Annotated in this window: 22 protein-coding genes and 1 pseudogene; 5 read left to right on the top strand and 18 right to left on the bottom strand. The window is 54.4% G+C overall.

The features are described from left to right. Positions 1-132: 132 nt before the first annotated feature. The 12 genes and pseudogenes from H7849_RS27490 to H7849_RS15075 form a co-directional block, all read right to left on the bottom strand. Positions 133-402: pseudogene (locus tag H7849_RS27490) on the bottom strand (hypothetical protein); the annotation flags it as partial. A 124-nt stretch (positions 403-526) separates the two neighbouring features. Beyond that, positions 527-790 (bottom strand): cupin domain-containing protein, encoded by a 264-nt coding sequence (locus H7849_RS27485; RefSeq protein WP_222439659.1) that lies wholly within the window; start codon positions 788-790, stop codon positions 527-529. 174 nt (positions 791-964) lie between these two features. Further along, positions 965-1,615, bottom strand: a complete 651-nt coding sequence (gene alkB, locus H7849_RS15120; protein WP_186740403.1) for a DNA oxidative demethylase AlkB — start codon at positions 1,613-1,615, stop codon at positions 965-967. A 9-nt stretch (positions 1,616-1,624) separates the two neighbouring features. Beyond that, entirely contained in the window at positions 1,625-1,780 is a 156-nt protein-coding gene (locus H7849_RS26890; protein WP_251106290.1) for a 2OG-Fe(II) oxygenase, read from the bottom strand. Continuing rightward, entirely contained in the window at positions 1,761-2,717 is a 957-nt protein-coding gene (locus H7849_RS15110; protein ID WP_251106289.1) for an OmpA family protein, read from the bottom strand. Before H7849_RS15110 ends, H7849_RS26890 begins: the two co-directional genes overlap by 20 nt. Positions 2,718-3,028: 311 nt before the next feature. After that, positions 3,029-3,352: a hypothetical protein gene (locus tag H7849_RS15105; RefSeq protein WP_186740402.1), complete on the bottom strand. Its 324-nt coding sequence runs from the start codon at positions 3,350-3,352 to the stop codon at positions 3,029-3,031. Between the two features lie 648 nt (positions 3,353-4,000). Further along, the gene (locus H7849_RS15100; protein ID WP_186740400.1) at positions 4,001-4,153 is read right to left on the bottom strand and encodes a hypothetical protein; all 153 of its coding nucleotides are present in this window, start codon (positions 4,151-4,153) and stop codon (positions 4,001-4,003) included. A 148-nt stretch (positions 4,154-4,301) separates the two neighbouring features. Further along, on the bottom strand, positions 4,302-4,817 hold the full coding sequence (locus H7849_RS15095; protein WP_285288966.1) for a tetratricopeptide repeat protein: 516 nt from the start codon (positions 4,815-4,817) through the stop codon (positions 4,302-4,304). Beyond that, a complete protein-coding gene (locus H7849_RS15090; RefSeq protein WP_186740397.1) occupies positions 4,814-5,482 on the bottom strand; it encodes a tetratricopeptide repeat protein in 669 nt (222 codons plus the stop codon). Before H7849_RS15090 ends, H7849_RS15095 begins: the two co-directional genes overlap by 4 nt. Before the next feature lie 132 nt (positions 5,483-5,614). Next, positions 5,615-8,653: a TonB-dependent receptor gene (locus H7849_RS15085; protein WP_186740395.1), complete on the bottom strand. Its 3,039-nt coding sequence runs from the start codon at positions 8,651-8,653 to the stop codon at positions 5,615-5,617. A gap of 433 nt (positions 8,654-9,086) precedes the next feature. After that, complete coding sequence (locus H7849_RS15080) at positions 9,087-11,183, bottom strand: alpha-L-arabinofuranosidase C-terminal domain-containing protein (protein WP_222439658.1); 2,097 nt, start codon at positions 11,181-11,183, stop codon at positions 9,087-9,089. Beyond that, positions 11,180-12,235, bottom strand: a complete 1,056-nt coding sequence (locus tag H7849_RS15075; protein ID WP_285288893.1) for a tetratricopeptide repeat protein — start codon at positions 12,233-12,235, stop codon at positions 11,180-11,182. The genes H7849_RS15080 and H7849_RS15075 overlap by 4 nt, the downstream gene beginning before the upstream one ends. 24 nt (positions 12,236-12,259) lie before the next feature. On the opposite strand from H7849_RS15075, the gene H7849_RS15070 reads away from it, so the two are divergent. Continuing rightward, positions 12,260-13,201, top strand: coding sequence for a tetratricopeptide repeat protein (locus H7849_RS15070; protein ID WP_186740391.1), 942 nt, complete (start codon positions 12,260-12,262; stop codon positions 13,199-13,201). Between the two features lie 308 nt (positions 13,202-13,509). On the opposite strand, the gene H7849_RS15065 is transcribed toward H7849_RS15070, so the two are convergent. Further along, positions 13,510-14,595, bottom strand: coding sequence for a PP2C family protein-serine/threonine phosphatase (locus H7849_RS15065; protein ID WP_186740390.1), 1,086 nt, complete (start codon positions 14,593-14,595; stop codon positions 13,510-13,512). 70 nt (positions 14,596-14,665) lie between these two features. Beyond that, positions 14,666-15,244 carry a YceI family protein gene (locus H7849_RS15060; RefSeq protein WP_186740388.1) on the bottom strand — a complete coding sequence of 193 codons (579 nt, stop codon included), beginning with the start codon at positions 15,242-15,244 and terminating at the stop codon, positions 14,666-14,668. A 188-nt stretch (positions 15,245-15,432) separates the two neighbouring features. Here H7849_RS15060 and H7849_RS15055 point away from each other — a divergent pair, with 188 nt between their 5' ends. Next, on the top strand, positions 15,433-16,257 hold the full coding sequence (locus tag H7849_RS15055) for a hypothetical protein (RefSeq protein ID WP_186740387.1): 825 nt from the start codon (positions 15,433-15,435) through the stop codon (positions 16,255-16,257). A gap of 869 nt (positions 16,258-17,126) precedes the next feature. Here the strand turns inward: H7849_RS15055 and H7849_RS15050 are convergent. Further along, on the bottom strand, positions 17,127-18,500 hold the full coding sequence (locus H7849_RS15050; protein WP_186740385.1) for a S41 family peptidase: 1,374 nt from the start codon (positions 18,498-18,500) through the stop codon (positions 17,127-17,129). 99 nt (positions 18,501-18,599) lie between these two features. Next, the gene (locus tag H7849_RS15045; RefSeq protein WP_186740383.1) at positions 18,600-19,259 is read right to left on the bottom strand and encodes a CatA-like O-acetyltransferase; all 660 of its coding nucleotides are present in this window, start codon (positions 19,257-19,259) and stop codon (positions 18,600-18,602) included. Positions 19,260-19,354: 95 nt separating this feature from the next. Here H7849_RS15045 and H7849_RS15040 point away from each other — a divergent pair, with 95 nt between their 5' ends. Beyond that, entirely contained in the window at positions 19,355-20,338 is a 984-nt protein-coding gene (locus tag H7849_RS15040) for an FRG domain-containing protein (protein ID WP_186740381.1), read from the top strand. Between the two features lie 627 nt (positions 20,339-20,965). Here the strand turns inward: H7849_RS15040 and H7849_RS15035 are convergent. Both H7849_RS15035 and H7849_RS15030 read right to left on the bottom strand, forming a co-directional pair. Beyond that, positions 20,966-21,358 carry a hypothetical protein gene (locus tag H7849_RS15035; RefSeq protein WP_186740379.1) on the bottom strand — a complete coding sequence of 131 codons (393 nt, stop codon included), beginning with the start codon at positions 21,356-21,358 and terminating at the stop codon, positions 20,966-20,968. Between the two features lie 12 nt (positions 21,359-21,370). Beyond that, positions 21,371-21,997 (bottom strand): FMN-dependent NADH-azoreductase, encoded by a 627-nt coding sequence (locus tag H7849_RS15030; protein WP_186740377.1) that lies wholly within the window; start codon positions 21,995-21,997, stop codon positions 21,371-21,373. A 112-nt stretch (positions 21,998-22,109) separates the two neighbouring features. Between H7849_RS15030 and H7849_RS15025 the strand changes: the two genes are divergently transcribed. Both H7849_RS15025 and H7849_RS15020 read left to right on the top strand, forming a co-directional pair. Beyond that, positions 22,110-22,694, top strand: a complete 585-nt coding sequence (locus H7849_RS15025; RefSeq protein WP_186740376.1) for a TetR/AcrR family transcriptional regulator — start codon at positions 22,110-22,112, stop codon at positions 22,692-22,694. 65 nt (positions 22,695-22,759) lie between these two features. Beyond that, entirely contained in the window at positions 22,760-23,635 is an 876-nt protein-coding gene (locus tag H7849_RS15020) for a GNAT family N-acetyltransferase (protein ID WP_186740374.1), read from the top strand. Positions 23,636-23,831: the final 196 nt, after the last annotated feature.

Raw genomic sequence — 23,831 nt, 5'->3', positions numbered from 1 at the left:
TGGGTTTGTTGGTTTGCGTCCATGCGCAATGCTTGGGCGGCTTTGAGGGCCACTGTCTCGTTGGGCAAGGTTACAACGCTTCCGGCAATGGCTTTGCGATACTTGCTAGCGCCGCCGGATCCAAACCTCATATCAACGATAGACCCAGACATCCGGCCCTTTTCGCCGCTTCTCATGCTGCACGCTTCCTTGCTGATACCGTGTTCGCCTAAACATGAATTCTCCTTTTTTCAGGCGGCAACGGACGACTGTGTCCAGAGTACCGCCCAAGTGGGCAGAGATCGAGCGCAGGTTAAGCGACTTGGTTCTGACTGACAGCCAGCTGTTGAGATCTGAAACGCGAAATCGCCAGCATTTGCCGACATGGTGTCCGAGGATGTCTCCGCGTCGGGCCATTTTCTGAAGCGTCTTGGGGGGATTCGGAGAAGACTGGCAGCCTCAGCGGTATCCAATAGAGGCTCAAAATCTGGAAAATCTAACGAGGCGCGATCAGAAAATTGAGAAGAGTGAAGAGTCGATGCATATGTCATGGCTTCTCATCTGTCCATTCAACCCTATGCCGTGTGCGCGGAGGTATGTTAACAAAATCTCCGGGGTGTAATACTCGTAAACCTTCTCCCTCGAAACGCAAGCCCGCCGCACCGGATAACAATACAACCCATTCATGCTGCTCCTGGTTACACCATTGCCCAACTGGTGTTGCCTGACCGAAAGAAACTATCCGTTCCAGTCTAAATCCTTCCCCGTGGATTATTTCCTGAAAGACTTCTTCAGGTAGTGACTGGGGCAATTAGGCAAAAATGTTGCCGACACCGTTAGCCATCATTCGGTCCACCTTGATCCTCCGCTGTTCGTCAAAACCGCTCACTAACTACAGAAGGCAGGCTGCCCAGCCAACTTCGAAGAAATAATACGCATCACTTCGGCACGATGTCGTGCATCCCAAACCAATAAATTGCACTGCTTAACCGGCGTTCCGAAATGTGAGATTGTAACGAACTCGGCCGAGTTGCGGATGAACACCATCTCGCAACGGCGCAATACCGTGATAGCGCAGCCTCGCTGGCCCTCCCCACACAAGCACATCTCCATGGACTATCTGGATACGTTGCGTGTTATCTCTCCGCTCCAAACCACCGAAAAGGAAAATCGCAGGCAGTCCCAAAGAAACCGAGACAATAGGTTGCGTAAAGTCACGCTCATCCTTGTCCTGATGCAACGATAATCTCACGCCCGGTTCATAGCGGTTGATAAGACAAGCATCCGGAACGAAGCCTGGGAAGCCTGCTTCTTCTGCGGCAGACGTGGCGAGCTTTTGAAATGCCGCTGGCATGGCAGGCCATGGACGATTTATCTCCGGATCGATCGCGTCATATCGATAGCCGGTTCGATCCGTAATCCATCCGAGCGCGCCACAGTTCGACATGGCAACGGACATACGGAATCCGCCGGGTGTCACCATGTTGCGAAACGGCGATCGCTCGACAACGCATTTGAGGGAGGAAATCAATTCGTCCTCAGTATCAAGTGCATAGCCAGAGAGAACTGCTGTACCAGAACCGAGAATATCTTTCGGGTACGGTGCAGGTTCGGTTTCAAAAAGCGACGCGTTCATGACTCTCTGCTATTCGGCATCATGAAATATGATGCCAACGGTATAACGCTCACCTGACCGCAGGGGACTGACACCGTGCCGGAGGTTGACTCTGTTTTGAGTTAATCGATCGTCATACTTTTCCCGCACAGTTCTTCCGAGCCAGCTACTGCTGAGGCGGACCATTTGTAGCTGCTTGGGTCTGCACTCCGGCAATGGCCTTGTTCTGCAGGACGCGGACGACGACGCGGCGGTTCTGTGCCTGGCCTTCCACGGTCTTGTCAGTGGTCACCTGGTCGCTTTCGCCCATCGCTCCGGGGGCAAGCATTCTGGTAAGAGGAACCTTGCCCTGCTGAAGCAGAATGTTGGAGACGTTCTGCGCGCGCTCCTGACTGAGCTTCTGGTTCACCTCGGGGCTGCCCACGGCCGAGGCATAGCCCTTCACTTCGATCATGTAGCCCTCGACCTTGCTGGCGTTTTGGGCCAGAGCCGTGAGCTGGGATGCGTACTTGGGATCGACCTTAGTTTTGCCATTGCCGAATAACACTGTGACTTCGTCCATGATGTAGTAGTCATCAAGCTGGCCGAAGCGCGCGATGGCGGCGTCGACGGCGGCCTTGTTGGCAGCGATCTTCGCCTGGTTAGCTGCGATAGCTTCCTGGTGCTTCTCCAAAGCTTCGTTCTGCGCCTTCAACTCGGCGTTCTGCTTGGCTAACTCGTCCTGATTCTGCTGCACCTGCAGATTTGTATCGTGCATGCCGGCCTGGATGGCCTTGGCCTGCTTCAGGTCGTTGCCCTTGAATCGTACTTTGGTGGCAACGAGGACGTTCTGGTTGTTGAAGTCGCCTTCCACCGAAACGGCGAGTCCGGGAATGAGGGCGGCCATGGACATCTGCTTGCTGCGCGCCTTCAACAGACCCTCCACCTGGCCCACGTCTGTGCTATCCGTCAACATGACGACCATGTTCGGGTCCTGGCTTGTGTTCAGGATGATGTCGGGGCCGCTGCGGCTCTTGATGAGGCCTTGAACCTTGGTGGATTGTGCAGCAACTGTTCCCGATGTGAGAGACAGAAACGACAGCAGTACAACGCCGGCCATTCCAAGTAGACGAAGTGCTTTCATTTTCTTGCTCCTTGCTGATGCAGCGGCCGCCAGTCTTTTTCAGGCTCGCGTCGAATTCCTTATGACTTCACCGTAGGAGGATATTCCTGAAGAGCTTCGCGAGAGCTTTGTTCTTGGTGTTTTTTTGGCGCTTCCTGGGCCTGGCCTTCGGTTCCACTCGCTCGTTGCGATCCATGTCGATGCTAGGCGGGCGCCTGCAGAAGTGTGAACTGTCAGAGTGGACAGGTCCTACAGACACCTGAGGATGGACTGCGGGTGGGCCGCCTTGACCCGGCGATATCAGAGGCATGCCGGGTAGAGAAACAGGAGCGTTACGGCCGCGACTCCATAGGCTGCGCCGAGCCCGTCGATGTCGCGCCAAATCCGGAGAACGGGCCGCACTTGTTTTGGATAGCCGGTTTCTCGGCCAATTGAATCGTATTCGCGGACACAAATGTGGTATCCGGGAAGGGCGTTAGTTGCGGCTCGACCGTCCGAGCGCCGCGCTGGTCGGGATCCGCGTGGACAAGCAAGATTCTGGCAACTTGTCCATGACTCGGTTTCTCAGGCATTTCCTTACGCAAGCCGGTATCCGGACTAAAAGGCAACTTTTGCAGAAGACTTCCATTTGTCTCCAGTGCGAAATTTCTCGGCATCCGAGGTTTGCGTCGATTCAATGGGGTCGCCGCGCGGGCCACTCGCCAGGAACTAAGAACCTCTGATAAGGAACGCACTCTATGGGAGCGCCTCGTCGTTCTTTTCTCTCCGTCTAACCGGCCTATCACTCCTAGCGATGGTTGCAGCGGACGGGATGCAGGCGCAAGATGCTTCATTGAGTGCATCGATTAGCTTCTCACGGTTCATCTTGCCATTCTTAGCCGTCACTCTTTGCTCCTTTCAGTTAGCCGCACCGTGGCAGTCGAAGCTGTGGCCTTTTTCCCTCGACGAGATGTTCGGGTCGCGCTCCGCTTCACGGGCTGCGCCGTTTCTGGTGAGATGAAGGGACAGTGTCTCACGCAGATCAATGCACTGAAGGACTATTGGTTCGATTGGCAACACTACCGTGGCATCTACCGGCATTGAGCTGAAGGAGGCTCTGGAGCCATGGAATGTTCCTGCCTCTAATCAGCCCTTCCTAAAATGCGAAGCGTAGGGAAAACTGCTGGACGTGTGGCGCTGTCAGGAGTGGGTTGTAGATGCCCAGCGAGCCGGTGGCTAGACCATTGCCGATGATTCCGCTGTTGATTGCGGCGACATTGTCGAAGACCGGAGCTCGCCGTTTTGATCAAGGTGCTTGTGGACCTTTACAGGGCCGGTTCGTACGCCATAGCTCTGAATGTGCCAGTTCGTTGACCATCCTGGTCCAGCACGCTGAAGGGCAGACCGCTCGTCCAACGCGTGAGACCAGACCACTGCCAGCCGCCAATTGCCGCGTCATCTCCGCCGGAATTCATCATATTGAATGGGCGCCAATGTGACCTGCCGCACGTCGCTAGATTACTCTGCAAACTCGTGCCTTCCATCAAGTAAAGATATTGCACATCTATAGCGGATCTCTGAAGACGACATGCTTACACATCGCCAAGTCCAAGAGGTACAGATTGTCTAGTTCTGCGTTGTGCCGCTGGCAGCAGCATTTGCCGCATTGAGCTTACGCCAGTCCTCGACCTCCCTGGCGTTTGCGCGGTCGGCTTCTTCCTTCAATTCCTGATACTTCTGGACGGCAGCGTGAGCTTCGGCAGTCTTGCCCATGTGCCGATATACCTGTGAAAGCTCGTACCAGGAGCGTCGCTGCATTTCACCTGTAACTGCAGTTGCGCGCTGAAACTCCTTTACCGCTTCTTCATTCTGGCCTTGCGTCACCAACGCGCGGCCGAGGTAATAATCCGCTCCGGTGGGGTTGCGATAAATCTTGACGACCTCCTGGAGCAATGGAAGCGCTGTGCGCTCCTGTCCGCTGTCGACCTCGGCGCTGCCCAGGTTGTACATGGCGATCGGATTCCCGGGTGTCAGCCTCAGTTGCTCAGTAAAAGCTTTCACGGCTTGATCGGCCTGGCCCAGTTTCCTGTACTCCCAACCCATGCCTTCGTATAACTCTGCTTCGTTCGGGGCGAGCTTTATGGCCAGTGGTATTCCTCAATGGCGCCCTTGTGATCCTGCGCCTGAGCGTCGATGGCCGCGTTCAGCCGGTGCAGGCGCCACGATGCCGGGTCGAGCTTGTATAGGGCGGTATAACTTTGTTTGGCCGCAGCCATATGCGCCTGTACCGAATAATCGAGGACGTTCTCATCTGTTGGCGCAAGTTCAGCGGCGCGGTCGAGTGGCTCGCTGGCAAGTTCGGGATGACCGGCGTTCAACTCGACAATTCCGAGCCACGTTAGCGCCTGGACATTCTTCGGGTCTTGTTTGAGTTCCTGGTGCAAGTCAGTAATAGCACTGTCGGCGTCGTTGGTTTGATACTCGGCGATTCCAAGAAACAGGTGGGCTCCAGGCGAAGACGGGTCGAGTTCAAGCGATTTCCTGATTGAGGCGATTGCTTCGGGAAGCTTGCCTTCTTTCAGTTCGGCGAGTCCAAGGTCGAGGCGGGCGGGAGCGAAGGATGGATCCAACTCGGTGGCTTTGCGGAACGCTCCCTCCGCCGCAACGGCATTGCCTGCATGCATCTGCTCTGCGCCTTCCCGGAATAGAGACTGCAGCTGATCAGGTGCCGACTGGCACAGCGAGGTCCCCGCAAAGATCGATGTCAGAGCAAGCAGCCAGCAATGTTGATAACTCGCAAAGCGCATAGAACTAGCGCCCACGCTAGAAGAGCAATCCAGCCTTGTCAAATTGAGGTGCCATAGAACACAAGCAAACTGCTGACATCAACAAAGGGGGGCGCAGACCAACCGCTACGCTCCCCTAGGAGGCCATGTTGGCTAGAAGCTCAATCTGCCAGTCACCTGAATCGCGCGCGGAGAGTTCGCCTGATACGTTGGTATGCCGAATGTGAAGTCTGCTGGATTGTCGTCCGGAGACCCGAAGAGGTGACGGTTGAATGCGTTGAGGAACTCAAACTTCAACTCGAAGCTCAAATTCTCATGAATCGGCGTGTCCTTAATGACGCTGAAATCCTCGTTCATCCAAGCCGGCATGCGTATATTCGTCACTCTCGGTGTGTTCCCAAGGGTGTACGGCAAATTGTCGGGCGACGCGTTCACTGCCGCAACCTGATCGATGAAAGCCGGTTTTGCGCTTCCATTGCGGTAAGCCGCTGCCGCGTTTGTGTCGGATGCATTGAAAAAGCTGTTCACATTAGGGTCACTTCCGTTGGCAGTGTTAAACGGATCCTGGTAAGGAATATTGTTGATGTTCTGGTTATTTGCCTGCAGGTTTTGGGCTTGGCTGCCAACATAACCGATGCTCGCAATCAGGTCCTTCGCGAGTTCCTGCTGCACCTGCAAGTTGTAGTTGTAAACGGCGGCCGGGCGCCCCGCCGTTTTCACAATATAAGATCCGGGAAGGAAGCTGCCGTTGAACTGACCGGGATCGAGATTCGGCGGCGCAGGAAAAGCCGGATATCCGGAGTCGATAACAAATGACGGGTCGAAGCCATTTTTTGAGTTGAATCCTGGATTCGATTTATAGCCGGCGTTCATCGAACCGCCGAAGTCGTCATATTGAAGTGGGCCATAGAGGATTCCGGCACCGCCGCGCAGCACTGTCTTGCCTTCAAGCCAAGGCGGTGTGTATGCGAAGCCGACCCGTGGAGCCCAGTCCTTGAAGTAGGTCTCCGCCCATTTCGTGTTGCATCCGCTACAAGTGGTGCCAAAGATCAGAGCGCCCGGAACGCCGTATTCCGGATCTATGGCAGTAGGACTGAAGTTAGAAGTGTTGTTGATCGCCTCGTGTCGCGGCACATCGACGCTGTAGTTCAAGCCCAAGTTGAGGGTCAGGTTTCTGCTGACCTTCCAGTCGTCCTGCACATATCCGGAGTAATACCAGGATATCCAACGCGACTGGTGCGCGTACACGTTCTGGCCACCAGAGCACGCAAGTCCAAGGAGCTCGCTCGCCAATCCGTTACCGTTGTTGCTCGACCCCTGATACGCGGACGTCTGCTGTGCACAAAAGCCAATCGACGGTGAATTATTGTTGATTGGCGAGTACTGCTGATATCGAATGTCGGTCCCGAACGTGAGACTGTGAGCGCCTTTTTGCCAGGAAACGCTATCCACCAGTCGCAGTCCGTTATCGATGTTATCGCCATTGTTTGGCATTCCTTCCTGCGCGGTCAGTCCATTAGTTATCACCGGGAAATTATTGCTCGTGGCATTCCCGATCCCGAGTATGCTGAACCAGTTTTTGCCCTCCAGGGCGGGGACGGCGAAGTTGATGCTGTTGGAGCGGTTGGATCCGATAATAAGGTGGTTCAGCAGGTTGGGAGAAATGACGTAGTCCAGTCCGAGGCGCCAGAAGTGAGTTTCAAAGTCCTGTTTCCAGGTGGCATAGTCAATGGGATACGGCAGGTACTGGGGTGCGCCGGAGATACGGTTGTTGTCACGCGAGCTGTAGGAACTCCAAAGCTTAAGCTTTTGCGTGATGTTCGTGTCGATGCGAACTGTCATCGTCGTGTTCTCGATCGGAGCCGTGCTCGAAAAAGAGAAATTGTTGAAGACATTCCCATTGGTAGGAGCGGGAAAGTACGCCAAAAGGGCATGCGCAACCGGGGAGAATCCTCCCGGAATCTTGTTACCTGGGTAGGCAGTGCGGCATTCCACGCCGTTTACGGTTTTGGTGGTCGAGGGATCGAAGATCTGACCTTGATAGACAGGAGTTCCGTCACACGGGTTGGTGCCGACCACATTTGATTGGTTGAACAGCGCCGGATTTGAGAAGTCACCAGCCAACTCATCTGCTGTTGGAACCGTAGTGATAGTGGTGGCGCCCAGGTTGTACTTCAACTGCTCCCAGGCAAAGAAGAAGTAGGTCTTGTCCCGTCCGTTGTAGACCTTTGGGATCCAAACCGGACCGCTGAAGGTGCCCCCGTAGTCATTCTTGCGGTCCACTGGCGTTGCGAAGGTGGACGCGCAGGCCGGGGTATCGTTTGCGCCCGTACACTGCATGGCCCGATTGCCGCCGTTAAACCACAGATTCGCATCGAGGGCTGTATTGCGAAGGATTTCAAATGCGTAACCGTGGAACTGATTGCCACCACTCTTGGTGACAAAGTTCTCGAAGCCACCCGTAGTGCGATTGTATTCGGCTGAAGGTAGAGCTTCAGTTACAGTCAACTGCTGCAGCGCATCAACTGATGGAGCCTCTTCGTCAAAGGAGGAGCCGTTTTCACTTCGCTGCTGGCTGAGACCGTCGATGAGTACCTCGGCGCCGTAATCCTGTCCCCCAGCGATCTTGCTGAAGAAAATGCCATTCGGGCTGTTGGCAGTTCCGGGACCAGTATTACCCGGCAGCAAGAAGATGAATGCCTCGGGCGAGCGGAAAGCACCCACGCCTCCCAGCGCGAGAGGTAACTTCTGGTATTGATCAGCGGTGATCGTGCCGGATATATCGGAGGACTCGGTTTGCAGTCGCGGCGCGTCGGCAGCGACGGTGACAGTTTCAGTCGCTGCTCCAACCTTCAACACGATGTTCACGGCGGCGGTGGTCTGAAGGTTCACCTGGATTCCGGTAAGCCTTTGCGGCTGAAAGCCGGCCGCACTCACGTTGATATCGAAGACGCCGATGGGGACCTCCGGCAGCCGGTATGTTCCAGCCGACGTAGAGACCGCCTCCAGTGTCGTTCCGGACCTCTCTTCGACTGCCTGTACCTTGGCGCCTGCGACAACTGCACCGGTGGAGTCGGTAACCGTTCCAGCGATGCCGCCGAATACTGTCTGGGCCTGCGTTGAAGGAACTAGCAGCACCCATCCCAGTATCGGGAAAAGTGTGTAGCCTAAGTTTCTCTTGATTAGCTTCATGAAGACCTCCTAAAACTCAGCTGCGCTTCAGAAAATCGACATCGTCACTGATTGGTGTAATTGAAGTAGGTGACGCGCTCTGAAAAGATGCATTGCTGCTGACCTTGCATGGTGCCGCATCACCTTAGCAAGGAGGCTTGACTCGTCTGATAGGCTGTACTGCTCGATGTGAAAGTTGCCCCACTTCATGTGAGACCCTTTCCGACCAAATTCATGGGCAAATGGTCCGAGGATCGAACATGCCCTTCTACATCTCCGAGCACTACATCGGACTCAGCATGTATCATTGCCGTGGTCAGCATGTCAAGCGACAAAATCGAGAAAATGAGCCTGGGGTTAAATCCAGAAGTAAGATGCTGTCAGCGCAGTAAGCGTTTACATCGCCAACATTTTTTTTGGGGGGATATTTGTTTAGTCGCAACCTGCTTGAAGTTCATTGGCTGCGTTTCAGAACTATCCTGGTCACGCTCTCATGCGGATAGATGTGTTCCAGCCGGTTTTGTGTAAGCCTGCCCTCGGAATTTTCCGGCACAACCAGTTCGGGGTTGTCTTCGTCATTCCCGTCGCTAATGCCAACCGCATGAAGTGTCTGTATTTCTGCCACTTGGGTCGCAGCAAAACCAGCAATCTTGATAGCCGCCGGAATGTCAGTTTCGAGGCTACGGTTGACACAAAACAGCGTGAGCGTGTCGCCCTGATCGTTCAGTGCGGCAACTACGTCAAGATATGGCACGTTGGAGATGTCTGGAATCCTGCCTACCCCGTGTTGCACAGAATAGCTACCGGACTGTACCTCCACACCTACCGGGCGCGTAGCATGCGCAGTTGAATACATCTTGAAGACGTAGTAACTGGGCGCGGCATACACCTGGCTGCGCCCTTTCCATATGCCGGCAAACTCCATGATTCCTGTCATATCGGAGACGGGCACAATCGCGCTGTTACGCATCAACATGTTGAAAAAGCCTCCAGCATCGATGGCGCCTCCCATGTTCCTGAAGCTGGGCGTCCCGGGACGATTGCCAATAAAAAGCCACTCGGTGAAGGCGATGTGCGTCTTGTTTGCAAATGCAGGGACTGAGTTGACTTGCTGCTGCATCTCCTTCAGCTTTTCCTCAAGACCAATCGGCAGGGCGAATGCCGCCTGCGTAATGAAGTCTGTGCTCGCGTGGGGCGTGCGCGTATCGGTGTTCGTGACGACAAAGTGAGTCGAGAGATAGTTGAAAGTATTTGCCGGATTGCTCAATTGAGTAGCGTTCCACTTCGTATAACCGTCCGGGTCGGCGCCAGTCGCGATGAGTACCGCCTGCGGATCGACGCCGCGCACTGCCTTGCTGAAGGCCAACGTGCGTCCGGCAAGCTGCTCAAGCGTCGGATAGCCGGTATTCCAGTTGCCCCATAGCTCATTGCCGAGTTCCCATGTCAATCCGCTGTGTTTGTGCCAATGATCGTCGATGTAGCGAACCCAGTCGGCTGCTTCCTTCGGCGTGCCGCTGCCGAGGTTCAGGGCAACCTGAGGTTCGGCTCCGATCAGGCTACAGAAGTACAGAAACTCATCGGTTCCGAAGGTGTTGTATTCGGGAATGCCCCATGCGGCATTCAGCATGTTGACCCGTTTATCGCGCGGTCCAACGCCATCCTGCCAGTGGTACCCGGAGGTAAAGTTGCCGCCAAAGCGGACCAGCGGCGTCTCCATGGCCTTTGCCATCGCGACTTCGTCTGGGTCGAGGCCATCGAGGGCGTCAGCCGGCATCAATGAAAACTGGTCAACTTCCACTCTCTCCTCACCTTCTAGCTGCACAACAAAGTCGGCCGGATCAAGGCGGTGCAACTTTCCATCAGGGAGACGCAGGTCGAAGGTGTATTTTGTCCAGGCACTGGAGGCAGTGTCGATATGGGCCGATGCTAACGCCTCAGTGCCATTGCGTTGACGGATGGAAACCGTCACTGCGGACGGGCCGCTGAGATGCCGCGCATACAGACTGCCCTTGTATTCAAGTGTCCTGTGAACGGGCAAATATACTTTCTGTCGGATGCCGGTTGGCTCACCAGGAACACCCATAATCACCAGTGAGCGCCATGAATTAGCGGCCGTTCCATAGCGAAGCTCATAGCGGTTTCCCTGGTTTGGATCCAACGGCTCCCAGGGAAGCGGTAGCCCGAGCTCAGAAGCGCGCGTGAGCGTAGGCTCATCATGGAGCATCCGACTGACATTGCCTGCGCTCCATAGTCCCGCTTCAAGGCTAGGATTCTGCAGAACCTCTGCCCATAGCCCGTTGTATGTGGAGTTGCCGATCGGCTCCAGAAAGCTTCCGAAAATGGTGCGCGGGATCGTGCTGCCGGCAGGTCGAGATGCATCCACCTGGATGGTTGCAGTAGACGGGATAGCTTGATTCACCGTGATCTGAGCGGCAGCATTGATGGGAACACATACACCAAGGAGCGTGATGAGCTCCGTAAAAACAGCGCGCATTAGCTGTTTTGCCTTCGGGTGATCCATACTCTGTTTTGCGACGCTGCACTCCGTCATTTTCGTTCTCCCTCTGCTTTCGTGCCGTATAGCTTTTCGCTCAGTGCGAGTTCCTCTTTCGCCCGGTCCAGGATGCCTGCTTTCCGATATGCAAGGCCAAGCTCATAGTGCAAGTGAGCATCCTTCGCATCCAGCGCAACTGCCTGTTCGAGTTGCCTGATGCCCTCCTGCAGATGGTCTGAAGTGATGAGCGCACGGCCGAGTTTCTCGTGGCATGCTGCGCATTTCGAATTCAATACCACGGCCTGTTCCAGCAGTGGGATGGCCTCACTGGCGCGGTCCTGGTCGATCAGGAAGCCTCCGTAGTCCAGGTATGGCCATTCGTCTGTCGATGGGTCCTTCTTTGCCAGAGCGATGGACTGTTGGAAGCTTCTGTCGGCATCAGCGAGCCGGTTCTCCGCGCTATACACTAACGCGAGATTTTCGGCGGCCTTCATGTTGCTGGGGTTCAATGCGAGTGCTTTCTCGAATGCTCTCTGGGCATCATGAAAGCGACTTTGCGCATAGTCGCAGCGCCCGAGCGAGTACCAGACCTCAGCATTCTTTGGATCGAGCTCCGCAGCCTTTTCCAGCCAATGGATCGCATCGGGATAATCATTGAGAAGAACGTAGTCTAATCCGGCAATGCGAAGTTCATCCGATGTCGGTGCCCGTAGTTTCGCGGCGCTCGTGAGCGTGGTCAAAGACTCGCGTGGCTTGTTTTCCCTCTGCTGCACCATGGCTAATGTGTACAGCGCAGCGGCGGAATCAGGATGTCTCTTTGCGTAGGTGGTTAGAACGCTCTCGGCCTCCTGCAGATGATTGAGATGCAGCAGCGATTTCCCCTCAAAAAGCAGGGCATCAGTCGACGCCGGGGCAGTCGCCTCAGCTTCGCTCATGAGGCGCGCTGCTTCTTCCCATTTTTGCGTGTCGAACGCCGCTCGGCCCTGAGCGTAGAGCGTATTTTGAGCGCGAGAGAGATGTGGAGACGCCAGAAAGAAGAGACTCGTTCCGAACAGAAATAAGGAGGCCAAACGGGACAATGAATAACCAGGACAAGGGTGGAACTTCACGCACTCATAATATGCTGGAAACCAGTGTTTCCGCGCAAAACAATATGTCTTGGCTGTGCTTTGATTGCGCTGCTCGGTGTATGCAAATCGTTTGCGCAGAGCGACAACTCCGCCTCTCCACAGAGTGCGGCATTAGATCGTTACGAGCTGGTCCTGAAACTGAACCCGCACGATGACGATGCGAGAAAGGGTGAAGTAGCAACCGCGATCGAAGAAGCCATGGAAGCAAAGCGAGTAGGTAAAAACGAAGTGGCACTCGCGTTCCTGCTAAGGGCGAATTATTGGGTGCCGAATGACGCGGAACTCCTCACTGATACTGGCATTCAGGAACAAGCCATGAATCTCATTTCCGACGCCGATGCAGCTCTGACAAAAGCGCAACAGCTTCGCCCCGGAAATCCAAAGACTCTCTACGCTATTGCCCGGGTGAAGATGGATGTGAATCAAACTCAAGCTTCAGAACAAGCATGGCAAGCCTATCTTGCGCAGCGTCCTGATGATGCGTCGGCACATTTTGGATACGGTCTGCTGTTGCAGATGCTGCAGCGCGGGGATGATGCGCGCGCCGAGTTCCAGAAATCAATAAAGCTCTCACCGCAACAGTCCGAGTCTTATTACCGTCTCGGAGAGGTTGCCCGCAACAACGGGCAAAGCGAAGTGGCAAAGCGGTATTATGAGCAGACAATCGAGCATAATTCGGCGCATGCTGGAGCTTGGACAGGTCTTGGCATTCTTGCCTTCAGCACAAAGCAATACGAGGACTCGGAGCGCGATCTTGAGAAGGCCGTTAAACTCGCGCCTGATTTCCAGCCAGCGCGGTATTATCACGGACTGGTCCTGGCAAAGCTGGGACGAAAAGACGATTCTGAAAAAGAGCTGGCCGTTGCCGTACAACTTGCTGACGCTGAGAACGCGCGCAGGACTCAATCTAAGCGATTGTCTAAAGAACCATATCAACCCCAATAACCGCACGATTCGCGATCATTCGTGGGTGAAATGGACCACAGATTTGTTCAAGGATTCTTTCGCGCCAGAAGCAGAGAAGTGAAAGTCAATATATGACCGATGGCAGCAAGCCTCAAAAACAGGCTGACAAGTAGATGCTACCCAGGAATTGTTACTGCTTACAAAGCTTGCTAATCTACGCACGATCAAGTTTAGTAACTCATATTCAGCACTCAAAGCCACGATTAAACGAACGGAGTCAACTTCCGGGAAGCCGGTTTTAGTCCAGTTGGAATCGCCTCTTGGGATTCAACTTTCGATACAGTGGGCTAGTTAAGTCGTTTGATGATAAACACCGTTTTGTCGTCGATCATGTCCGCTTCGCCGTTTTGACGGAGCCACTCATCTCGCTTGATTGCATGATCCAGTAACGCGTTGCAGATGTCCCTGGCCGGTTGTCTGTAGTATTCGCGCATAATCGCTTCCAGTAGCCCGCGCTCTTGCTTGTCACTGCCGTCGTAAACTCCATCGGTATAGAGAACAAGAATGTCTCCCGGACTCATCAGTGTGATCTGACCGAGATCCGAAGCGTCTAGCTCTGCTTGCCGGAAATCCATGGAATAGTACTTCTTACGATCCGGATGATCTGCAGGGATCTGCAAACCGAGCGCAAGAAATTGCGCCATACGGCTTTCATTGATGTTCATGAACTTCTGATACTCCGCCGAGAATACCAGCGGTGGAGGATGCCCGAAATTCACAAAGCGAAAATGACCGCCAGGGCGAATTTCGCCGTATATCATCGTTGCGATTTCCCGTGCTCCTTCCTTCTCGATGATCCCTAATGCGTTGCGGGCGGTTACCGATTGCGCCAGCCGCAGGTTGAGGTTGTCGAGCAGCATGGGTGTTGCTCTGCCGTATCGGTCCAGTTCGGTGAGCATTAAGGCATGGAATGTGTCATGCACCGTCGAAGCAATCTTGGCGGCGATGATTCCGTGTCCCTGTGCATCTACTACCAGGACACCTGCCGTCGAATAGAGGTCGCGCAACTCTTCCGCAACTCGCACCTGCTCGGAGCTTCTCGCGAATCGATATTCCGCTTCCATCACGGGCTTGTAGCCGGGCGTTGTTTTCAGCCACTCCACCTGATCGTCTACCGAATTTCGTAGCAGAACTCCTGGAGGAAGCGGTTCAAGAAACTCTTTCGACAGCCGTTGAGTCCGCTGAATACGTGCGTCAATGTCATAACGCTGCTGAAAATTGATGTATTCAAAAAGATCCCCACCGACAGTTTCAGCAGGAATCGAATTCCCAAACATTTCGATGCCGGAAATGTTCGGAATCGCCCCTTCCACCGGCATTAATCGCTGATGCAGATACTCATCGATGCTCGGAGCTGTGTCTGGTTTCGTCATAAGAGAGCCTGGCGCGGATGTGTTTTGAAATTTCAAATACTCCCAGTATTAGAAACAGTCGGACATGGCGTTACGGAAACCTTTTGTGAATCAATTCGGGCCCGCTCACGTGCTCTGCCTTGAGGTTGAAATCGACCTCGCCGCGCTCATCGATCTTCTTGCTGGTCATCCCGTAGTCCGCAAGGTCGAAGGGTACAATTCCCTGGACGTATCCTGAGCTGCTACCCTGCTCGGCGATTGCCAGTTTCAGTGTTGCCGGCTTGGAAACGCCGCGCATGGTGAAGGTGCCGACAAGGTCGTAGGTAGTTTTCCCCGTCTGGACAACTTTGTTGGATTTGAACGAAATGACCGGGTCCTGCGCGACGTTCAGCAAGTCCTTGCCCTTCACTTCGTCATCGTTCTTGCTGTCCCTGCAATGCACGCTCGCTGTCTGGATTTCGGCTTGAAACGCGGCCGATGTAGGGTCGCGTGACGCGAAGGTCAGCGTCGCATTCCATTTGTCAAAATTGCCAGTAAGGGGCCTCGAAGATGTCGTATTGATCCGGATGGAGCTTTGGATGGGAGTAACCTGGAAGACAGGCACCTGCGCCCGGGACGGCGGGCACAACATTGCACTCACTAGCACGAGATAGATGACTGACAGTCGCATAACGAGAGTCTCGATGCGGGAGGCATTGTTGTCAACCGGGCAACCGCTGGTTCTTGACCGAATTCAACCACTCAGGATTCGATGGGGAAGGAATCAAACGGTCCTCCGGCTCAAAGGTGAGTCCCCAAGCGACCTGCAATTTATATAAATCCAGGAAGTAGGCAGGGGCATCGAAGGGTTGGGACATCATGAGGCTCAAGCTGAAATACGGATTCCTTACTGCGCTGACTTTAGCGGCGTCGATGGCGTGGGCCGATACATTGGAGTTGAAGAATGGCAGCCTGATTAAGGGCAAGTTCCTGGGTGGCACGGAGACTGAAATCAGCTTCCAGGTCGGCTCGACCGTACAGAAATATAACGTTGCTGACACCGTTTCGCTCAAGTTCGATTCGGAAGGCGCAGCAAGTGCCCCCGCACCGCAGCCGGCGCCACAGCCGCAGAGTTCGCTTCCCGACAATCCCAGTCCGATAGCGGCTGTCGAAGCGAAGCCAGCCTTTGTCACTATCCCAACCGGGACACGAATTTCTGTGCGCACCATTGATTCCATCGATTCCACGATTAATCTCCCCGGGGACCGTTTCCAGGCCTCACTCGAAGAACCGGTGATGGTGGAAGGCGACGTGATAGTCGCGAGAGATGCCCTCGTCTATGGCCGGCTGACACAATCGAAGGCGTCAGGAACGTTCACCGGCAAATCGCAGTTACGTTTGGAACTGACTGGAATTGTAGTGAATGGAAAGATGGTGCCCGTGGTGACGGGAGAATATGAAGTGACGGGCAAGTCGCGCGGCGCGAGCACCGCAAAAAGAACGGTCGGCGGAGCGGCTCTTGGAGCGATCATCGGTGCCGTTGCCGACGGTGGCCAGGGAGCAGCGATCGGCGCGGGCGTCGGCGCAGGTGCTGGCGCAGGCTCGGAAATCATCACTGGGGGCGACCAGGTAAAGGTGCCTAGTGAGACCCTGCTCGATTTTACGCTGCAGGAAGATGTGTCGATACCGACGAGCCAGAGCTAATTCCCTAATTCCTGACAGGTCACGAGAGAAGCCGATCAAACGTTGATCGAGGGTGCGGGAATGTCGTCGGGTTGAATTTCAATCCACCCCGATCATGCGCTGGTGTTATGTGAATGAGAAGTTGCAGACTCGCACGGCGATCTACGATACACCACGCTTCCAGTTCCAATCCCCCAAACGGGATATTCGGGTAAGTTCGTCAGCCCGAGCTGCTCAGTTGCCGCTAAACGCCGACGCACCCACCGAGCAATCAGTCGCCGAGGTTTCCTGGGGAAAAGCCGATTGGTAAGGGCTCGGCCGTCGCTGCATCAAACGCTGAGGCCTCCTGTGATCGTTCATGATCGAAAACCTCAGTTAAAGAATTTAGATTGAACGTCGGAGATGTAGAAGCCGGATCCACCGATCTTGGGATAAATACTCGAAGTCTTGGGATGTCCAGCGCACGCTCCGCGGATATCACCGATCGTAGCTACTCCTGGCAGAACCCCAATGACATTACTCGCATCCTCAGTGTCGGGAAGGTGCGAATAATGCTCATTAAAGAATTCAATGGTCATAGATTGTTTCGCATCTTACAGCTCTTCATTCTAGTTCACGTGAAAGCGCGCGTCCCGAACTCAGTGGTAGTAGCGTCTGCAATGGATCGCCCTAATTAGACAACTAGACGCGCCTTGTGAGCTGGCGATTTCGTGGAACCTCCGGAATAGCTGACCAATCGGGGGATAAGGATCTTGTACGTATAGCCGGCAAACCCGAACCTCGCGGTGCAGCAGAAACCTCCCACTTGTCGACTATATGTCTAAGTTATTCATTCTGCTCCCAGGAACGCTCGCGCAGAAGCCATTGTGCGGATGAGAAGAAACTAGCTCCTACTTGGACTTACTCTGGGCTGCCAATTTATCTGCTGCTAGCTTCTCCACCGTAGTCAAGGCATCGGCCGCGCTGACCTTCACATCGGGTTCTACCCCTTTACCCTCCCAATCGCCTTTCGTGACAGGGTTGATGGGCCGACCGAAGGGCACACCGATCGTGAAGTGGTCACCGGCTGGCATGCTTTGCACAGGATGGGCACCGCCTCCTGTGGTTTCGCCTACGATGGTGGCGCGTTTTTGGGTTTTCAGATCGAAGGTGAACTCTTCACCACCAGAGAAGGTTTCATGTGAAGTGAGGACATACACCGGTTGATCAACGAAGCGAGGTCCGAGGACCCACGGGAGCGTCCAGTATTGGTGGGTCTCGTTATCGTGCCGGTTGGTCAGATCGTTAATGTGCGTAGGCTGCCGGAAGAGATAGGAAACTATGAAGTCAACCATATTGGGATCGCCGCCATGATTCTCCCTCAGGTCAAAGATGAGGGCATCCGTGTGGGCCAGAAAGTTCATTGCAGCGACTACGGTGGGTCCGCAGATGTCTGGAGGAGGAAAGGCGCCTAATTTGATGTAGCCGATGTTGTGATTGAGGATTTCGAGCTTGGAGAAGGTACAGTTCTGCTGTTCAAGCATCGCGCGGAAGCGCGCCTGCTCGGCAGGGCTTGGCTCGTGAGGTCCTGAGGAGGAACCGGGCTGTTCAGGTAAAGCAAACGGATTGTATGCAACGAAAAGATGCTGGTCGTGGCTGACGGCGCGCAGGTCTCGGCTAAGGGCATCCGCGAATTCGTTGCCATCCGTTATGGAGTTGTAGTCGCCTTTCTTCTGATGCTCCTGGACAGCCGCGATCATTTTCGCGGCCACATCAGGATACACATAGTATTCGGTCAACTTTGAGCTGATGGCGTCGATAGTCTTCTGCCGTGTGGCGGCGTCAAGTTGGATATCATCGAGCTTCGCACCTGGAGGAAGCGCACGGATGCTGAGCCGCTTGACGCGCGGCGGTGCCGTGCTGGTGAGTTGCAAAACTCCGTAGGCATCGATGTTGTCTCTGCGGCCATGAACAAGAAAGGTGAGGCTGTCAGACGTGCTGTGCACAATAGAGACGAGTGTGAAGCCGCCCGTCTGGCTGCTGAAGGACGTCAGCCCGTCCGCATTGTTTTCCGGGTCGTACTCTTTCACATAGGCTGCGATGCGATCGTGATCTCCGCTGTCAAATGCATCGAGAAATGTCTGCAATGTGTGGCCGGCCGGGGTATCAGGGAGACTTGTGTCGGCGCGAGCAGAGAAGAGTATGGCTGCAAAAGTAACAACTAGTAGCGCGGTTTTAATGAAGGCGCGATTTCGTCTTTCCGATCGAAGAGATTGGCGGAGCATCTTGGCCCCCAATGTTTTAACGGAACCAGTGTGCCTAGAAACGGAACTGCTGTCTAGCAACGCGAGAGATTTCGTACACTGCGACTCTACCCCATGCAGTCACAAAAGTTTGGAATCCGGGGCATCCAGACAATATTGAAACCTGTCGACGAACTGCGCCACATGCAGGCCGTCGACTAGGGCGTGGTGTACATGGATCGATACTGGCATCGTGCAGCGGCCACCCGACTCAGTAATTTTGCCGAACGTGATGCGGGGCGCGGAGTCTTCGCGGGAGAAATCGCGAGCATGCGAAATAGATGTGAAGTCGAACCATGGAAGCACTGAATAACGGATCAGATTGGCCTCCGGATAGCTCTCGATGTCATCTCTCTGCCGTACCCGGTCGAGTTCGATAGCCGCGTCGCGCACGAACTCATCGATTCGCGGTCGGAACTGATAATGTCCCAGGCCAATGGTGCCGTTCTCGCGTCCCACAGCGCTGCCGGCATTGATCTGTTCGTAGCTCCAGACTGCGCCCCCAACAATACGTGTCTTGAAGTTCTCAACTTGGTGCGCAGCGACGAGTGAGCGATGCAGCAGTGACAAAAAGACTGACAGGTGATTCTGCTTGGCGTAACCGTAGGTTGCTGTGCAGTCAACGCGGAGGCAGACGCCGTGGTAGGGCTCGGTGAAACTCTTGAAGAAGTGAAAACTCGCGCGGCGCTCCCAGGTATCCAGGTTGACCTTCTGTCTACTGCCAACCACAATTTCTTGCATAACCCCATGCTAAATCGAAGAAGCCTTCTCTATCATTGCTGACGAGAAGCGCGTCTCCCATTACTAATCGTGATCAATGAACTGACATTGGCTGAATGAGTGCACCGGAATTTCTGGCATCACGTGCAGGCTCAAGAACGGCCTGTACCCGTATCACCCCATATACTCTTTATATCGTTGCAAATGCAGCCATTCTTAAATCTGGAGCAGCTAAGATCGTGGAGACCATAGGCTCGAAGACGCTCTGGTCATTCATGCCCGGGGAATCCGAAGCACAAGAATGCAAGTGCACCACAATACGAAAAATTGAACCTGTGAATGTACTGTCTTATCTTGAGTTGGCAACGAAGATTGCTGAGCTTCAGTACAGAAACCGCGATTATGTTCTGCTTTTCCGTGGACAGCCGAAAGACTATAAAAATTTCCAGCACAATACAACACTGAAGCCGTCTCTTTTCCGCGATTCTTCAGGCCGCAACCCCTCTGAAGATACTTTAAGGGGACGTTTCGAAGATTTAGACAATGCAGAGCGGAACCTGGTGGATTCCTATTCGCAGAGAGGATTTTTAGGGAAGCAGTGGGTTGAACGTCACCAAATAGTCCGATGGGCCATCCTTCAGCACTACGAAGTCTGTCCAACGCCACTGTTAGATGTCACACACTCTCTCCGCATCGCCGCATCATTTGCAACGACCGATGAGACTGAAGAGGCGTTTATCTTTGTCCTCGGAGTGCCTAACCTTAGCGGAGCAATCACAGCCAGCGCAGAGGCAGGAATACAGATTGTGCGCCTATCGAGTGTCTGTCCACCATCAGCGCTTCGCCCGCATATTCAAGAAGGGTATCTGTTGGGGGAATATCCGCAGATGGTTGGTTTCGAGCAAAAAGAGCTCTACCGACATTACGAAATAGATTTCGGACTTCGGTTAGTAGCCAAATTTCGATTCAACCCACTAACCTTTTGGAAGACGGATGATTTCCCAAAGGTGAATAAGCAGGCACTTTATCCGCTGCTTGCGGACGACCCACTCCGTGCAATGGCAGAAGACATCAAGAACCGGCTCCCATTACGCAACTGAATAGAACCAGTCAGCGCGTCATTGCCAAAACTTTCACAAGCAGCGATCGGTAATTAGAAGTCGGCTTATGGGAAGTGATCGCGCCCGCTCCCCGATGACCCTTTCCCGCCGAGAAAGGTCTGCCGACAACAGAAGTCTTCCCATTATGGGATGAGCGGGCTCGATAATAATACTCGTTGCAACGATCAGTGGCGTAGAATTACGGTCGATTTTGCTAAACTTGAAATAGGAGACATCAAAAGCCCGCCATTGAAAGCGGGCTTCTTAGTTTTGAAAACTGCTTCAGCCGATTCGCAGGCTAAATTCCTGATTCTGGCTAATTTACAAATATAGGGGGAGGGATCCAGACCGTTTTGACCTACAAGGCCCTGGAAAATCGCGAGAACATGAAGGCTCTCCTGGCTCAAGGTCTTTGTAGCTGATGAAAGCCGAGGCAGTCCACTGCTGCTCTCCCCAGGGACCGCTCAGCGAGTTGAGACCGGATTAGTATTCTGAAGTACCGTTTCCCAGAATTCAGGTGACTACAAGCGCGTCTCCCATTACTAATCCCTGATTCGTAACAGTGCTGCATCAAGTCTGAAAATGCTTCGCAGCGAGGAGGCACAGCGCCTCCTCCCACGAAGCAGACTATCCCTGCGTCACGGGCTTTGCGGCCAGAACGCTGCGGAAGCTATCCCGGTACTGTAGGAAGACCAACACCCACAACACACATGCCACCAGCGCCGGAGGGATGCTGCTAGGCGCAAGCGTCAGATGAAAGGCAAGGATGTTATACAACTCCGCCGCAAGCACCGTGAGCGCGAGCGGCACAAAGAAGCCTGAAAGCAACAGCAGCCCGCCAATCACCTGCATGGCGAAGAAGAACGCGGCAAAATGCGACGCGCCGACGGCAACAAAGAACTGCAGCGCAAGCGGATTCGACGGCGGCGGCTGATGAATGAAGTTGAGAAATCCGTTCAGGCCAAAGACCACAAAAATCAGTCCCAGCAGATAGCGCGCAATGACAGAAACGATCTTCATGTGCCGTCTCCCTTAGATCGTCTGCGCGTGCGTTTGCACGGCCTGAAGGTGCGGAGCGAGAAACGCATCTCTGTCCTGCCCGTAGTTGAGTGCCGCGGTTCCACCTGCCGTGAGGAAAGTCACATCCGTCACGCCGAGGAAGCCAAAGACTGACCGCAGATAAGGTTCGACAAAGTTGAAAGACGCCATCTGCGTCTGCGGATCATAGATCCCGCCGGTTGCGATGATGAACGTTGCCTTTTTGCCCGTGATCAGTCCTTTCGGCGTTCCATCCGCATAAGAAAAGGCCCTGCCCACACGCGCGATCTGGTCGATCCAGAGCTTTAGCACCGATGGCACACCGAAGTTATGCATCGGCACGCCGAACACGTACTCATCGGCTTGCTCCAGTTCGGCGAGCAACGTGTCCGAAAGCGCCAGCAGTTCCTTCTGTTGTGGAGTGCGCGCCTCTTCCGGCGTGTACGCTGCACCCACCCATTCGGCGGTGACAGGCGGGATCGCGGTTGCGTTAAGGTCGCGGTCGATGACCGTTTCCTCCGGGTGCGAGGACTTCCATTGAGTTACGAACGCATCCGTAAGCTGGCGCGAGATGGATCGCCCGTACAGCGGGCTTGAGTCGATGTGAAGAAGTGTGGCCATGTGAAATCTCCTATGCGACAAATGATGTTTAATCAACAAGTGTCGATTCAAATAAATCAACAAATGTCTATTAAACATCTAATGCTTTAGAAGGAGCTATGCTTAGACAGCCATGGCAGATGCAGTCCAACTTGGTAATACTGCGGAAAACACAGATCCCCGCGTCCTCCGCAGCCGTCAGATGTTGATGGAGGCATTACTCAGGTTATTGAACCGCAAGGAGTTCGACGACATCTCCATCCAAGAGATTGCCGATGAAGCCAACCTCAACCGGGCCACCTTTTATCTCCATTACCCGGACAAGAACGCCCTGCTGCAGGCAATGACGGCCGCCCGCTTTCGCGACCTCATCGCGCGACGCGGCCTTTCCTTCACAGACTGCGATGGTGCGCTGCGAGCCATTGCGCTAGGTGTCTGCGATTATCTCGCCGAGACTGTGGGCTGCCCTACCCAGTTAACGAAGATGCCGCTCGAAAGCTCCATCATCCCGGTCGTTGAAGACATATTCCAGGAAGGCGCCGAGAAACACGGAATCACACCAAGCGCCGATTCCAGAATGCTCGCGACCACAGTCGCCTGGGCCATCTTCGGAGCCGCGCGACGCTGGCACCAGACTCCCGGCCGCATGCCCGCCGAGGAAATGGCTGCCAAAATTGAAGCAATGGTGAAGCCGATTTTTCTCACTGCCTCCACCTAGGTTCTGGTAGGAATGTAGAACCGGTTTCAATGCTCCCTACACACAAGTTAGAAGAGCTTGGGACGATGTCGTCAAAAGTACAGCCTGACGTGGTGATTCGAACCGCCACACAAGAGGACGGTCCAGCGTGCGGGCAGATTTGTTATGACGCCTTCTCCGCAATTAATGCGGCTCACGGCTTTCCTTGCGATTTTCGAGGACCAGAGGCCAGTATCAAGTTGCTTTCGATGATGTTTTCCACCCCGGGCTTCTATTGCGTGGTGGCGGAAGGCGATGGCCGGATCATGGGCAGCAATGTCCTTATTGAACTGGGTGTAATCCAAGGCGTCGGCCCCATCACCATCGACCCCAAAGCACAAAACACCGGAATTGGCCGTAAACTCATGCAGGCTGTGATGGATCGCGCAAACCAGAACGGCGCCGCCGGAGTGCGGCTGGTGCAGGCTGCCTTTCACAATCGCTCGCTCTCACTCTATGTATCGCTCGGCTTTGACATCCGCGAGCCTCTCTCCTGCATGCAGGGACGGACGCTCGAACGGAGTATCCCTGGATGCGTGGTGCGAATGGCCCAACCAGCGGATGAGGACGCCTGCAATGCTCTGTCGCGTCGCGTTCACGGATTTGATCGAAGCGCCGAGTTGACGCAAGCAATCCAGCAGGGCACTGCGCGCGTGGTGGAGCGCGGTGGCCGAGTAACCGGATACACGACGAATCTCGGTTTCTTCGGGCATTCCACGGCGGAGACGAACGTGGACATGCAAGCACTCATTGCCGCGGCAGAATCTTTCGCTGGTCCCGGAATTCTTGTGCCTTCACGGAACAACACTCTGCTGCGCTGGTGCCTGGCGAACGGCCTGCGCGTCGTCCAGCCAATGACACTCATGACCACTGGACTCTATAACGATCCCGCCGGGGCGTGGCTGCCATCCGTAATCTTCTGAAGCTTTCCTGGAACAACCTTTCCGCGGAAAATTATTTTGCAGACTGGAAAATCCAGGACACATTCTGGATCAGAAAATTGCCGAAACGTATCCCTACGATGGGACCCGGCTAGTCCCAAAACGGGAAACGCTTGGGAAAATAATCATCGTCGCAACGACTACTGGCATACGATTATCTTCGTATCAGCTATCTTAG

It is taken from the genome of Alloacidobacterium dinghuense, from assembly GCF_014274465.1.
Lineage (GTDB): Bacteria > Acidobacteriota > Terriglobia > Terriglobales > Acidobacteriaceae > Alloacidobacterium > Alloacidobacterium dinghuense.
Note: the sequence above shows the minus strand (reverse complement) of the source record. Positions and strands in the feature narration are given on the sequence as shown.